The organism is Reyranella sp., assembly GCF_004297265.1.
GTDB lineage: Bacteria > Pseudomonadota > Alphaproteobacteria > Reyranellales > Reyranellaceae > Reyranella.
Genome location: NZ_SCUT01000059.1, coordinates 24,889 through 38,884 on the forward strand (window position 1 = coordinate 24,889; position 13,996 = coordinate 38,884).

General features: G+C 65.6%; 13 protein-coding genes. 7 read left to right on the forward strand and 6 right to left on the reverse strand.

Going from position 1 to position 13,996, the window contains the following annotated elements; all coding sequences use genetic code 11:
• Nucleotides 1–37 precede the first annotated feature (37 nt).
• The gene (locus EPO41_RS26525; RefSeq protein WP_296331986.1) at nt 38–688 is read left to right on the forward strand and encodes a LysE family translocator; all 651 of its coding nucleotides are present in this window, start codon (nt 38–40) and stop codon (nt 686–688) included.
• A 12-nt stretch (nt 689–700) separates the two neighbouring features.
• Here the strand turns inward: EPO41_RS26525 and EPO41_RS26530 are convergent, their stop codons facing one another.
• Genes EPO41_RS26530 through EPO41_RS26545 form a run of 4 tightly spaced genes read right to left on the reverse strand, consistent with a single transcriptional unit; the run spans nt 701 to nt 5,650 of the window.
• Nucleotides 701–2,299: an ABC transporter ATP-binding protein gene (locus EPO41_RS26530; RefSeq protein ID WP_296331988.1), complete on the reverse strand. Its 1,599-nt coding sequence runs from the start codon at nt 2,297–2,299 to the stop codon at nt 701–703.
• A 10-nt stretch (nt 2,300–2,309) separates the two neighbouring features.
• Nucleotides 2,310–3,155, reverse strand: a complete 846-nt coding sequence (locus EPO41_RS26535) for an ABC transporter permease (RefSeq protein ID WP_363247590.1) — start codon at nt 3,153–3,155, stop codon at nt 2,310–2,312.
• Entirely contained in the window at nt 3,152–4,135 is a 984-nt protein-coding gene (locus EPO41_RS26540; protein ID WP_296331990.1) for an ABC transporter permease, read from the reverse strand. Before EPO41_RS26540 ends, EPO41_RS26535 begins: the two co-directional genes overlap by 4 nt.
• Before the next feature lie 9 nt (nt 4,136–4,144).
• Nucleotides 4,145–5,650: an ABC transporter substrate-binding protein gene (locus tag EPO41_RS26545; RefSeq protein ID WP_296331992.1), complete on the reverse strand. Its 1,506-nt coding sequence runs from the start codon at nt 5,648–5,650 to the stop codon at nt 4,145–4,147.
• A gap of 375 nt (nt 5,651–6,025) precedes the next feature.
• Here EPO41_RS26545 and EPO41_RS26550 point away from each other — a divergent pair, with 375 nt between their 5' ends.
• Together EPO41_RS26550 and EPO41_RS26555 are read left to right on the forward strand one after the other, a co-directional pair.
• A complete protein-coding gene (locus EPO41_RS26550; RefSeq protein WP_296331994.1) occupies nt 6,026–6,472 on the forward strand; it encodes a GNAT family N-acetyltransferase in 447 nt (148 codons plus the stop codon).
• 35 nt (nt 6,473–6,507) lie between these two features.
• Complete coding sequence (locus tag EPO41_RS26555; RefSeq protein ID WP_296331995.1) at nt 6,508–7,671, forward strand: MFS transporter; 1,164 nt, start codon at nt 6,508–6,510, stop codon at nt 7,669–7,671.
• A gap of 15 nt (nt 7,672–7,686) precedes the next feature.
• Here EPO41_RS26555 and EPO41_RS26560 read toward each other — a convergent pair whose 3' ends face one another.
• Nucleotides 7,687–9,318, reverse strand: a complete 1,632-nt coding sequence (locus EPO41_RS26560; RefSeq protein WP_296331996.1) for a GMC family oxidoreductase N-terminal domain-containing protein — start codon at nt 9,316–9,318, stop codon at nt 7,687–7,689.
• A 128-nt stretch (nt 9,319–9,446) separates the two neighbouring features.
• Between EPO41_RS26560 and EPO41_RS26565 the strand changes: the two genes are divergently transcribed.
• The 3 genes from EPO41_RS26565 (at nt 9,447) to EPO41_RS26575 (ending at nt 12,334) form a co-directional block, all read left to right on the forward strand.
• Nucleotides 9,447–10,223 carry an SDR family oxidoreductase gene (locus EPO41_RS26565; RefSeq protein ID WP_296331997.1) on the forward strand — a complete coding sequence of 259 codons (777 nt, stop codon included), beginning with the start codon at nt 9,447–9,449 and terminating at the stop codon, nt 10,221–10,223.
• Between the two features lie 97 nt (nt 10,224–10,320).
• Entirely contained in the window at nt 10,321–10,728 is a 408-nt protein-coding gene (locus tag EPO41_RS26570; protein ID WP_296331998.1) for a hypothetical protein, read from the forward strand.
• Between the two features lies 1 nt (nt 10,729).
• A complete protein-coding gene (locus EPO41_RS26575) occupies nt 10,730–12,334 on the forward strand; it encodes a GMC family oxidoreductase (protein ID WP_296332000.1) in 1,605 nt (534 codons plus the stop codon).
• An 18-nt stretch (nt 12,335–12,352) separates the two neighbouring features.
• Here the strand turns inward: EPO41_RS26575 and EPO41_RS26580 are convergent, their stop codons facing one another.
• Nucleotides 12,353–12,817 carry an Lrp/AsnC ligand binding domain-containing protein gene (locus EPO41_RS26580; RefSeq protein ID WP_296332001.1) on the reverse strand — a complete coding sequence of 155 codons (465 nt, stop codon included), beginning with the start codon at nt 12,815–12,817 and terminating at the stop codon, nt 12,353–12,355.
• A 161-nt stretch (nt 12,818–12,978) separates the two neighbouring features.
• Between EPO41_RS26580 and EPO41_RS26585 the strand changes: the two genes are divergently transcribed.
• Nucleotides 12,979–13,992, forward strand: coding sequence for a 1-aminocyclopropane-1-carboxylate deaminase (locus tag EPO41_RS26585; protein WP_296332003.1), 1,014 nt, complete (start codon nt 12,979–12,981; stop codon nt 13,990–13,992).
• Nucleotides 13,993–13,996 lie beyond the last annotated feature (4 nt).

The window sequence follows — 13,996 nt, forward strand, 5'->3', positions numbered from 1 at the left end:
GTTAGTATCAGGCAAAGCCCTCTGAAGGACGTATGCGATGGACCTGGTACCCAATCTCATTGGTCTCGCGACGATGCACATTCTGATGGCCATGTTGCCGGGCCCGAACACCGTCGTGGTGGGATGGTACTCTGCAACGCGCTCCCGGAGTGATGGCCTCAAGGCCGTTGCCGGCGTGGTCGTCGCCTCGCTGCTTTGGGTCGTTCTGGCGATCGGAGGGGTCGGAGCGCTTCTCCTCGAGGCGGGGTGGCTCTATCGCGCGCTGCGTTTCGTCGGTGCCGCCTACCTGATCTACGTGGGCGTCCGGCTGTTGCGGGCCGGGTTTGCGCCAAAGGGGAACGGCCAGGCGGCACCACCGCAGCTGGCGGGGCGCAATCCCTTCACGGCCGGACTCATGACGACGCTGAGCAATCCGAAGTCGGCGGTGTTCTGGACCAGCGCCTTTCTCGTGGCGCTGCCGCCCCACGCGCCCGACTGGGTCTATCCCACGATCGTGGCGATCATCGGCGTCCAGTCCACGCTCTGGTACGGCACCCTGGCGCTGTTCTTCTCGACGGGAGTCGCTCAGAAGCTGTACCAGCGCATCGCGCGCGCGCTCGATCTGCTCGCCGGCGGCGTAATGGTCGCTCTGGGCCTGAAGCTCGCGGACGAGCTTCGGCGCGAGGTCTTCATCAAGGCCGCATCCTGACTTCCGGCGCGGCTAGTTGACGGGCGGCAGCCAGTGGCGTCCCGGAATCGAGTCGAGAAGACTCTTTGTGTAAGGATGCCGGGGCGACGCGAAGACTTCGGCTGTTTGCCCCTGCTCGACGATGACGCCGCGCTGCATCACGGCCACGCGTCCGCAGACTTGCGCGGCGACCCGCAGGTCGTGCGTGATGAACAGCATCGTGAGGCCCAGCCGCTGCCGGAGGTCCTCGAGCAGCGCCAGGATCTGTGCCTGGACGGAAACGTCCAGGGCGGAAACGGGCTCATCGGCGATCAGCAGTTCCGGTTCCATCGCCAGCGCGCGGGCGATGCCGATGCGCTGGCGCTGGCCGCCGCTGAATTCGTGCGGAAACCGCTCGGCGGCACCGGGATCGAGTTGGACCAGCGCCAGCAGGTCTCCAGCCTGGCGCAATGCCGCGGCCCTCGTCACACCATGCGCCATGGGGCCTTCGGCGATGATCTCGCCCACGCGCCGTCGGGGGTTGAGGGAGGCGTGGGGATCCTGGAACACCATCTGGATGCGCTTGCGAAAGGGCTTCCAGCTGTGGCGCATCAGGCGCCGCAGGTCGGTGTCGTGAAAGCGGATGGCGCCTTCTTCGGGCTTCACGAGGTTGACGATGCAGCGGGCCAACGTGGATTTGCCCGAGCCGCTTTCGCCCACCAGCCCCAACGTCTCGCCTTTGCGAAGCGTGATATCGGCGTCCTGCACTGCCGACACCTTCACCTTGGGCGAGAGGAGACCGCCGCTGCGCCAGTAGCTCTTGCGCACGCCGATCAGCTCCAGCACGGGTCGTCCCGTCGGCGGCTCTTCGATGGCGCGGGCGCGGTGCGGTACGGCGGCGATCAGCGCCTTCGTATAGGAATGCCGGGGTTCGTTCAGAACCTGTGTCGCGGGTCCACTTTCGACGATACGGCCATGCTGCATCACCGCGACCCGGTCGGCGATCTCGGCGACCACGCCGAAATCATGCGTGATGAACAATACGCCCATGCCGCGCCGGGACTGGATTTCCTTGATCAACCCCAGGATCTGCATCTGCGTCGTGACATCGAGCGCCGTCGTCGGCTCGTCGGCGATCAGCACTGACGGTTCCAGGGCGAGGGCCATGGCGATCATCACGCGCTGGCGCTGGCCGCCCGACAGCAGATGCGGATAGGAGCGGGCGATACGATCAGGATCGGGCAGATGCACCGCCTCGATCAATTCCTGCACGCGTTTGGTCGAGCCCGCGACGCCGTGCACTTTCAGCACCTCGGCGATCTGGTCGCCGACCCGCATCAGCGGATTGAGCGCGGTCATCGGCTCCTGGAAGATCATGCCGATGCGGCTACCGCGCAGCAGGCGCATCTCCGCCGGCTTCAGGCCGAGGATGGGCCGGCCCTCGAAGTCGATGCCGCCGTCCATGACTTTCAGGGCCGCCGGCAGCAGGCCCATGATGGCGCCGGCCGAGACCGACTTGCCGGATCCGCTTTCCCCTACGATGCAGAGGATCTCGCCGGCATCGAGCGTGAACGAGACCTTCTCGATGGCGTGCGGACGGTCCGCACCCGGCGGCAGGGCGACCGTGAGGTTGCGGACGTCGAGCAGGCTCATCGCCCGGCTCTCATCGACGACGCGCCAGGCGGGGATTGAGCGCGTCGCTCAGCCCTTCGCCCACGAGGTTGAGCGCCAGTACGGTCAGAAAGATCGCGACACCGGGAAACACGCTCATCCACCACGCGATGCGGATCACGCTTCGTCCCGCGCCGATCATGAATCCCCAGGAGATCATGTTGGGATCGCCCAGGCCCAGGAAGGAAAGGCCGCTCTCCAGCAGGATGGCACTCGCGACCATGAGGCTCGCAAGCACGATGATCGGCGACAGCGCATTGGGCAGAATTTCGCGGAACACGATCGCGGTGCGCGAGCGGCCCAGCACCTCGGCGGCCTGCACGAACTCGCGGTTGCGGAGCGAGAGGAACTCGGCGCGAATGACCCGGGCGACCGGCGGCCAGGAGACGATGGCGATCGCCGCGACGATCGAGCCAAGGCTCGGCGAAAAGATCGCCACCAGCACGACTGCCAGCAGGAAGCTCGGCACCGTCTGGAAGAATTCCGTGAAACGCATGATGGCATCGTCGACCGTGCCGCCGGCGTAGCCAGCGACGGCGCCCAGGGTGATGCCGACCAGCACCGCGACCGCGGTCGACACCGCACCGATCAGCAGCGACACGCGGGCGCCGTAGGCGATGCCTGCGGCGACGTCGCGTCCCAGGCTGTCGGAGCCCAGCAGAAGATCCATTTCGCCGGGCCGCATGAAGGGCCCGCCCCGCATGTCCCAGGGAGAGAAGGGAAACAGCAGATCGGCCGTCGCCGCGGCCAGGCCCACTAGGGCGAGGACGACAAGACCAGCCGCCGCCCCGCGATTGCGCAGGAAAGTACCGACAAACTCGCCGAGCAATTGCTTCACATGACCTCCACGCGCGGATCGATCAACGCATAGAGGAGGTCGGTCAGCAGGTTGAAGAACAGCACCATCACCGAAGTGACCAGGAACACGCCGAGCAGGATCTGGTAGTCGCGCGCGAGCAGGGCATCGAAAGCGAGACGGCCGATCCCCGGCCAGGCGAATACGGTCTCGACCAGAATCGAGCCGCCGATGAGCTGGCCGAGCTGCATGCCGGCGACGGTTATCACCGGCAGCAGGGCGTTGCGGAGGATGTGGCGGCGCTGCACGGCCCCTTCCGGGACGCCCTTGGCGCGCGCCGTCCGCACGAAATCCTGCGATGCCACCTCGAGCATCGCCGCCCTTGTCAGCCGGGCATAGACCGCCATGTAGAAGAGGCCGAGTGTCAGGGCTGGCAGGAGCAGATAGCGCGCCGTGTCCAGAACGGCGGCGAAGCCGGTCAGGTTGGCCCCCACGGTGTTCATCCCGAAGCTCGGCAGCCAGTCCAGCCAGACACTGAAGACGAGCACCAGCATCAGCCCGACCCAGAAGAGCGGCGTGGCGTAGAGGCCGAGGGCCAGGACCGTGATCAGACTGTCCGAGGTTCGCCCGACGCGCCGGGCGGCGAGCGCGCCCAGGGTCACGCCGAGGAGGATCGCCAGGATGAAGGCCGTTCCGGTCAGCAACAGTGTCGCCGACAAACGCTCCGCGATCAGCCCGGCCACGGGGCGCTGCTGGCGATAGGACATTCCGAGATCGCCGTGCGCCACGTTGCTCACATAGAGCCAGAGCTGCGTCGACAGCGGTTGGTCGAGCCCGAACTGGGTGCGCAGCTGAGCCAGGAACTGCGGATCTGCCGCACCGGCCTCGCCGGCCATCACGCTGGCGGGATCGCCCGGCGCCGCGTGGACCAACAGGAAGTTGGCGGTGACGATGGCGAACACCATCACCGCCATCTTGATCACGCGCTGAGCAAGGAAGCGGGCGAAGTGCACGCCGCCCATGTCGGCCACCTACGACAGGAAGACGTTGTCGAACGAAGAGTTCGGTCCTGTCGCGGTCTTGATCACATTGTGCAGTTTCTTGTCATGGATGGTGGGCCACGCCAATTCGAGGAACCAGATCTGCGGAACTTCCTCGCACAGGATCTTCTGCACTGCGCTGAAGGCCTCCTGGCGCACTTTCGGATCGTCGGCGTCACGCGCCGTCGTGAACAGCTCGTCGACCTTCGGATTGGCATAGCCGCCGGTATTGGTGAAGGTGACCTTCTTGATGTTGGTCGAAACGTAGCTGCGCTCGACGCCCAGCGTCGGATCGCCGAACTGCGACAGGAAGTTGACGCTGGTCTCGTAGTCCCAGTCGCCGATGCGACGCGCCCAGGCGCCGGCATCGACGGTTTCGAGGACGACCTCGATGCCGATCTGGCGCAGGGACGTGCGGAAGTACTCCGAGAAACGCGTCCAGACTTCGCCGTAGGGCAACGGCATGTGCTTGATCGTGAAGCGGATGCCCTTGGCGTCGGGCTTCAGCCCGGCCGCGTCGAGCAGTGCCATCGCAGCCTTCGGATTATAACCCGACAGCTTGGCCACCGCTGGATCGTAGAACTTCGTGGTCGAGCAGATCGGTCCCGTCGCCTGCTTGCCGATGCCGAACCACAGCCGGTCGCGGATGAAGTTGCGATCGATCGCCATGTTGATCGCCTGGCGCACACGCACGTCGCCCAGCGGCTTGACCCGATGGTTGATCTCGATCCAGGCGAGCTGCGAGGAATATTCCCAGCCGATGAGCTGGACCTCCAGATTGGGCATCGCCTTGAAGCGCGGCACGTCGAACGGCTCGATGTCGTTGGCCTGGGTGAGCTGGACCTGGCCGGTCTGCAGGGCGAGGGCGCGGCTCTGGCTGTCGGGAATGATGCGGTAGATGATTTCGTCGAGGTACGGCTGGTCCTTCCCCCAGTAGTCGGCGAAACGCTTCATGCGAATGAAGTTGCCGCGCTGCCATTCGACGAACTGGAACGGACCGGTGCCGATCGGCTTCTGATTCGCCGGATTGGTTCGGTATTCGGTGCCGTCGTAGATGTGCTTGGGCACGATGGCGGAGGCGGTGGCGTCGAACATCAGCAGGAACGGCTCGAACGGCCTCTTGAGCGTGAGCACCACCGTCAGAGGATCCGGCGCCGTTGCGCTCTCGATGTTGGCAAAGATCGGCTTGGCGCGCGGCGAGAGTTCGGTGTGGTACTTCATGATCGAGAAGATCACGTCGTCGGCCGTCATCGGATGGCCGTCGTGGAATTTTACATTCTCCTGGAGCTTGAACGTATAGGTCTTCTTGTCGTCCGAGAGCGTCCAGCTCTTGGCCAGTTGGGGCAACGGTTCGAGCTTGAAGGAATATTGCAGGAGGCCCTGGTACAGCTTGCTCGCAGCGAGTTGGGTCGGGCCCTGGTTGTTGACGCCGAGAACGAGCACAGGCGGCTCGGGTGTCAGGATCGTGTTCAGGGTGCCGCCTTTTTTGGGCGTCACGGCGGGAGTTTGGGCGCTGGCCGATCGCGAAGTCAGTGCCTGGCTGCTCAACCCCGCTGCCAGAGTGCCGGCCACCAGACCCTGCCGGGCAAGCGCCCTTCGCGTCAATTTACGCATTTCGGTCTCCTGTTGGGTGCAGTTGCGCCCGACATGCGGGCGCAATGGAATTGATCAAGCCCTGACGATTGCAGACAGCGCAGCAATTCATGTGCCAGCCATATCGCGCCTCCGTTGACGAATCCCGCGGCGTAGTCGCCTTGCGTGCGGATTCGGCGCGCTGCTTCTGTGCGTTGCAGAGCCGGCGTCACGGGCAGGGGCTTTCAAGAAGCGTTTCGCTCGGTCAGTATCGCCGCATCCGCGACGGACGAGAGCGACATGATCCGGCAAGCCGTGCCCAGCGATGAACCCGAGGTGAGGACCTGTGCCGAGCAGGCCTATGCGCGCTATGTGCCGGCGATGGGCCGTAAACCCGCGCCGATGGTCGCCGACTTCGCCGCACAGATCGCCGACGGCCATGTCTACGTCGCGACGGACGACAAAGGTGGCTTCGAGGGCTTCATCGTCTTCTATGCCGAGGACGGGCATGTGATGCTGGAGAATGTCGCCGTGTTGCCCAGCGCCGCTGGACGCGGCGTCGGCAAGAGGCTGATCGCCTTCTGTGAAGATACGGCGCGGCAGCGCGGTTTCGGTGCCGTGCACCTCTATACCAATGAGAAGATGATCGAAAATCTCTCGATCTATCCAAGGCTCGGCTATGTCGAGGTCGGGCGGCGTACCGAAGCCGGCTTCAACCGCGTCTACTTCGAGAAATCACTGGCCTGAAGGCAACCCTCCGTCCGATCGCCGACGATAGAAAGATGCGCCGCCATCTCCGGGTTCTGCTCATCCTCGCGCTGACCCAGATCACCGGCTGGGGCACGATTGGCGTGCTGCCCGTGATCGCGCCGGCGGTGGCGTCGTCGTTTGGCTGCGATTTGCCGTCGGTTTTCCTCGGCACTTCGGTGATGTTCGTCGCCACGGGGCTTGCCGCACCGTGGGCAGGTCGTGCCTTCCGCCGCTTCGGCCCAAAGCGGGCGATGGTCGCAGGCGCCGCGGGAATCGGGCTGGGGCAGGGACTGCTCGCGCTGTCGCCGACCCTGGCGATCTTCTGGGCGGCCTGGGCTCTGCTCGGCGTGGCGGGCGCGCTGTTCCTGACCACGGCGGCCTATGCCTACATTGCCGATCGGGCGGAGGAGCGCGCGCGGAGCCTGATCGGCACATTGATGCTGGTGACGGGGCTCGCCGGCAGCGTCTTCTGGCCCATCACCGCCTTTCTCGAACATCTGGTCGGATGGCGCGGTGCCTGTGCGGCCTATGCCGCGATCATGCTCCTGCTCGTCTGCCCATCGGTGTATTTCGGATTGCCTGCGGCGCAGGCCGGGACGGCGGCGGCCACCCCGGCAGGATCTTCGCGAAGGGGGCCGGTCTTCCTCCTGATGGTCGCCGCCATTGCGCTCAACAGCTTCGTGACCTTCGGCATCGACGCGCTGGGTATCCAGCTCCTTCAGGCGATGGGAATGGACCTGGCCGGCGCCGTGGCGATCGCCTCGCTGATGGGCGTCTGCAAGGTCGGCGGCCGCGTCGTCGATCTTCTAGGCGGCCGGCGCTGGGACGGGCTTTCCACCGGGCTGGTCGCGGGCGCGATGATCCCGCTCGGCCTCGTCCTTCTCTGGCTCGGCGGTGCGGGCGCCTTGTCCGTGGCGGGATATCTCGCGCTGTTCGGACTGGGCAGCGGCGCCTTCGCCGTTGCGCGGGCGACCATGCCGCTCGTCTTCTTCCCAAAAGCCGACTACGCCGCAGCCATGTCGACCATCGCCCTGCCCATCAACCTGATCAACGCCCTGGCTCCGCCCGTTCTCGCCGGACTCATGTCCGGCATCGGTGCGCAGGCGACGTTTGCGGTGCTTGGCGGGCTGAGCGTGACCGCTTTCGCAATCCTGCTGCTGTTGAACCGGATGAGGGTCGACGCTCGCAGCGTCTGATCGCGCGCCTCCTGATCAGGCAGCGCGCGCTACATCCGCCGCCGCCAGCACCATGGCCGCGCACTTCTCGCCGATCATGATGGTGGGGGCGTTGGTGTTGCCGCTGGTGAGCGTCGGCATGATCGAGGCGTCGGCGACCCTGAGGCCGGGGACGCCGTGGACGCGCAGCTCGGGGTCGACCACGGCGCGCGGGTCGTTGCCCATCTTGCACGTGCCGACCGGGTGATAGGTCGTCTCGGCATTGTTGCGCACCCATTCGAGCAGCTCGGCGTCGCTCTGGAGATGGGCGCCGGGCGCGATCTCCTTGCCGGTGACTTCCTTGAGCGGCGACGTCGCCATCAGCTCGCGACCCTTGCGCAGGACGTTCACGATGCCGGTGCGATCGTGCTCGGTGGACAGGAAGTTGAAACGGATCGCCGGCGGTTCGGCCGGATCGGCCGACTTGATGTGGACCGAGCCCGTGCTTTCGGAACGCAGGACGTTCACGTTCATGGTGATGCCCTTCTGGGCCGAGACGCGGCGCTCCTTGCCGACCATCTCGTAGAGGAAGGGCGCGATCGAGATGGTGGCGTCGGGCGAGTCGAGGCCCACGCGCGTGCGGAAGTAGAGCCGGATCGGCACCGAGGTCGAGGCGAGGAAGCCCTCGCGGAACAGCGCGTACTTCGCCGCCTCCCGGACCAGGCGCCAGCCGCGCGCATTGTCGTTGAAGGTGAGGTTCTTCCCCGTGATCTCGAACTTCATGCGCGGGGAGTAATGGTCGCGCAGGTTTTCGCCGACGCCTGGCAGCTCGTGCACCGGCGTGATGCCCAGCGCGCGCGGCCGGTCGCCCTGGCCGATGCCGGAGAGTTCGAGGAGCTTGGGCGAATTGATCGAGCCGCCGGAGACGATGACCTCGCGCGTGGCCCGCGCCTCGCGCTTCTGGCCGTTCACGGAATAGCGCACGCCGACGCAGCGCCTGCCCTCGAGGATGAGGGACTCGGCGATGGCGCCCTGGTCGATCTGCAGGTTGGCGCGTGAACGCGCCGGATCGAGGTAGCAGAAGGCGGTGCTCTGGCGGCGGCCCTTGGTGATCGTCACCTGGGACATGCCGATGCCTTCCTGCGAAGCGCCGTTCTGATCGGGATTGTAGGGCAGGCCCATCTTCTCGGCGGCCGCGATCATCTTCTCGAGCAAGGGGACCTTGTTGCGCGGCGTGTGGGTGACGGGAAGGATGCCGTCGCGGCCGCGGAACTCGTCGGAGCCGCCTTCGAAGCGCTCCATGCGCTTGAAGATCGGCAGCACGTCCTGGAAGCTCCAGCCGCGATTGCCGAGCTGCGCCCAGTGATCGTAGTCCTGCGCCTGGCCGCGGATATAGACCATGCCGTTGATCGAGCTGGAGCCGCCCAGCATGCGGCCGCGCGGCACGGCGATGCGGCGCCCGCCCGAGCCTTCGTCGGGCTCCGACGAGTAGCACCAGTTGACCGCCGGATCGTCGATCATCTTGGCGACGCCGACCGGCACCTTCGACCAGAAGAAGTTCGAACCCTGCGTGCCCGCCTCGAGCAGCAGGACACGATGCCGGCCGCCCTCGCTCAGCCGGCTCGCGACGACCGCGCCCGCGGACCCGGCACCGACGACGATGTAGTCATAGGTCGAGTCGTTCTTCATTTCCGTTCTCCCTTGACCTGAAGGGGAGCAGCCCTTGCGAGCGCTGACAAGCCTCGGGCGCGCGCGAACCGCCTTCCGGTTTCGCCAACGGGAATAGCCTGCCATGCTGCGCGCGTTCCGGAGTTCTCATGTCGTCAAGTCCGCTCGATCTTTTTCGCCTCACCGGCCGCACGGCGCTGGTCACCGGCGCCCGCCGCGAAATCGGCCGGGCGATTGCCCTGGCGCTCGCCGGCGTGGGCGCGAGACTCGCGGTTCACCATGCCGGCACCGAGGAGGAGCGGGCCGATGCCGCCGCCGTGGTGCGCGAGATCGAGCAGGCTGGTGCAACGGCGCGGGCTTTCGGGCAGGACTTCGCCGCCGACGATGCAGGGCATCGGCTGGCTGAAGCCGTCTCGGCCTGGTCGCCGGTCGACATCCTGGTACTGAACGCGTCGATCGAGTTGCCCGAATCCTACGACGCGATCAGTCGGGAGCGGTTCGACCGGCAGATCACGGTCAATCTGCGCAGCCCGCTGGAGCTGCTGCAGGATCTCGTCCCGCCCATGGGCCGGCGCGGCTGGGGAAGGGTCGTCACCATCGGCAGCGTGCAGCAGGTCCGGCCGCATCCCCGGATGATGGTCTATGCCGGCGCCAAGGCTGCGCAATTGAACTGGGCGTGGAACCTCGCGCGCCAGTTCGGCGGACAGGGCGTCACGGTGAACAATCTGGCGCCGGGCGCCATCCTGACGGCGCGCAATCGCGACCAGATGGCCACGGAAGGCGAGGCGCTCGTCCAGCGCATACCAAACGGCCGGCTCGGCCAGCCCGGCGATCTCGTGGGTGCCGCCCTGCTGCTGTGCTCGGATGCCGGCGCCTACATCAACGGCGTCAATCTTTACGTCGATGGTGGCCGCGCGATCGCCTAGGATCGACCCGCACGTCAGCAGGGTTCACATGGCCGCCGCTCCCGACACTCGACTTTCCGATGCTGAAACAGACCACCTCAGGATAATCGCCGGGACGATGGTTCCCGCAGACGCTGCCCTGGGCATGCCGGGCGCCGACGACCCGGTTATCCTCGACGACATCGCAAGGTCGGTGGGGCGGGACCTTCCGCTGGTCCGCGAGGCACTGGCCGCGATCGCGGCGAAGTCGGGCGGTGCCTTCGCCGGGATGGACCGGGACGCAAGGGAAGCCCTGGTCAACGACTGGTATGCGGGCGGTGGCGCGCCTGCCATTGCCCTCGGGCGGGTGATCGTGGGCGCCTACTATCGCGACGATCGCGTCCTGCAGGCGCTGGGGCATGAAGCCCGCGCGCCGTTTCCGAAGGGCTATGTGCTGGAGCAGGGCGACTGGTCGCTGCTCGACGTCGTGCGCAGCCGTAAGCCCTTCTGGCGTGACGATCGTGTCACGCCGGCGGGGGAGCGCTGACATGGCCGGCAACGAAAAAGTCGATGTCCTGATCATCGGATCCGGCGCTTCGGGCGCCGCCGTGGCGTGGAGCCTCGCCGAGACGAAGATGCGCATCCTGTGCCTGGAGCAGGGCGACTGGATGAAGCCGACCGACTTCCCCAGTAACGGCCGCGACTGGGAAGCAAGGCGCTACACCGATTTCGAGATCAGCCCCAACCGCCGGGGGCGGGACACCGACTATCCGATCAACGACGACAACTCGCTGATGAAGATCGCCAACTTCAACGGTGTCGGCGGCGGCACGATCATCTACACGGCCCACTGGCCGCGCATGCATCCCTCGGACTTCAAGGTGAAGTCGCTGGACGGCGTGGCCGACGACTGGCCCGTCGATTACTGGGCGCTCGAGAAGTTCTATGACGAGAACGACCGGATGATGGGCGTCTCCGGCCTCGCCGGCGATCCCGGCGTGCCGCCGCACCATCCGCCGATGCCGCCGATCGGGCTCGGCAAGACCGGGACTCGCTACGCCCAGGCGATGAACCGGCTGGGCTGGCACTGGTGGCCGTCTGACAGCAGCATCGCCACCACCGACTATGAGGGGCGCGCCCGCTGCATCAATCTCGGCCACTGCACGCCAGGCTGTGCGCAGGGCGCCAAGGCCAGCACCGACATCACCTACTGGCCGCTCGCCATCCGGGCCGGCGTCGAACTGCGCACGCGCTGCCGGGTGCGCGAGATCACCACTGACGAGCACGGCATGGCGGCCGGCGCGATCTACTACGATGCCGATGGTGTCGAGCAGTTCCAGCCGGCCGAGGTCGTGATCCTGGCCTGCAACGGAGTCGGCACGCCACGCCTGCTGCTGAACTCGGCCTCGGCGAAGTTCCCGGACGGCCTCGCCAATTCCTCCGGCCTGGTCGGCCGGAACCTGATGCTGCATCCCTGGCCGATGATCTCGGGCTATGTCGACGAGCCGCTGGACGGCGGGCGCGGGCCCATCAACACCATCTGGAGCAAAGAGTTCTACGAGACCGACCCGTCGCGCGACTTCGTGCGCGGCTATACCCTGCAGTTCAGCCGCGGCACCGGCCCGGCCAACCAGGCGATGCTCGGCGCGGTGACCGGCCTCGTGCCCTGGGGTCGCGATCATCATCGCCAGTACCGGCAATTGCTCGATCACCGGCTGAACATCGGCGTCGCCTGCGAGGATCTGCCCGAGGAGCATAATCGCGTCACGCTCGATCCGGTGCTGAAGGACGGCAACGGCATCCCCGCGCCGAAGATCGATTACACGATCAGTGAGAACACGCGCCGCATGATGGAGCACGGCATTGCCCGCGCCGAGGAGATCCTGACGGAAGCCGGCGCCACGCGGCTCTACGCCTCGCGAACGGCACTGAACTATCCCGGCCATCTGCTCGGCACCGCGCGCATGGGCACCGATCCCGAGCGCTCGGTGGTCAACGAATGGGGCCGCAGCCACGACGTGAAGAACCTGTTCATCGTCGACGGCAGCATCTGGGTCACCTCCGGCGGCGTGAACCCGACCTCCACCATCCAGGCCCTGGCGCTCTACATCGCGGACCAGATGAAGCAGCGACTGGCGACGCTGTTCGACTGAGGTGCGCCTGCGGCACCTTCAGAAATCAAGAGGTGCGTTGTCGATGACCTCTTTCATGACGAAGAAGGTTCTCGTCTGCCGAACGCCGGGCAGGGCGATCAACTTCTCCCCGTGAATGCGGTTGAAGTCCTCGATATCCTTCACCCGGATCTTCAGGAAGAAATCGAAATCGCCCGCCACCAGATGGCAGTCGAGGACGAACTTCAGTTTCGCGATGGCTTTCTCGAAATCGCCAAAGCTTTGAGGCGTCGAGCGGTCGAGCACGACTCCGACGATTACCAGCGCTCCCCTGTCGACCTTCCTGGGCGCCACCGCCGCCCGGACGCCGCCGATATAGCCTTTGTCGAAGAGGCGCTGCGTTCGGCGGTGACATGTTGCAGGGCTGATGGAGACCAGTTTCGCCAACTCGGCATTGGACAGTCGCCCGTTACCCTGCAGGAGACGCAACATCCGTAGGTCGATCCGGTCGAGCTGTTCTGACATGAAATAATCTTCCGAAAATTAGAGATTTGTCCGAAGTATTGATCACGACTCCTAACACTCATATTCCACCTGACCAAATCCAACCCGGCATTCGAGAGCACCTTCGATCCCGGGTTCGGTACGATCCGGACAGTTGAATCGCCTCAGCGGAAGGAACTTCCATGCTGTCCAAGTTCGAGCGGTATCCCCTCACATTCGGGCCGACCCACATCGAGAAACTCGAACGCCTGTCGGATCATCTCGGCGGCAAGGTTGAGCTCTATGCCAAGCGGGAGGACTGCAACTCCGGCCTCGCCTTCGGCGGCAACAAGTTGCGCAAGCTCGAATACATCATCCCCGACGCGATTGCGTCGAACGCCGATACGCTGGTTTCCATCGGCGGCGTGCAATCCAACCACACACGCATGATTGCCGCGGTCGCCGCAAAGATCGGATTCAAGTGCCGGCTGGTCCAGGAGAGCTGGGTACCGCACGAGGACGCGGTCTACGATCGCGTGGGCAACATCATGCTCAGCCGCATCATGGGCGCCGACGTGCAGATGGTCGACGAGGGTTTCGATATCGGCATCCGACGGAGCTGGGAAGAGGCCATTGAGGACGTGAAGGCCAAGGGCGGCAAGCCCTATGCGATCCCGGCCGGAGCTTCGGTCCACAAGTACGGCGGCCTGGGCTATGTCGGCTTTGCCGAAGAAGTCCGGGAGCAGGAGAAGGACCTCGGCTTCGCCTTCGACTACATCGTGGTCTGCACCGTCACCGGCTCGACGCATGCCGGCATGCTGGTGGGCTTCGCCAAGGACGGACGCGAGCGCAAGGTCATCGGCATCGATGCGTCCTTTACGCCGGCGCAGACCAGGGCGCAGGTCCTCGAGATCGCGCGCAACACCGCACGGCTGGTCGAGCTGGGCAGGGACATCGTCGAGGACGACGTCGTGCTCGTCGAAGATTACGCCTATCCGGTCTATGGCGTGCCGTCCGAGGAAACGAAGGAGGCCATCCGCCTCAGTGCACGGCTCGAAGGGATGATCACGGATCCCGTCTACGAGGGCAAATCGATGCAAGGCATGATCGACCTCGTCCGGAAAGGCTACTTCCCCGAGGGCTCCAAGGTTCTCTATGCCCACCTGGGTGGCGCCCCGGCTCTCAATGGCTACGGCTATGCGTTCAGAAATGGATAGCATC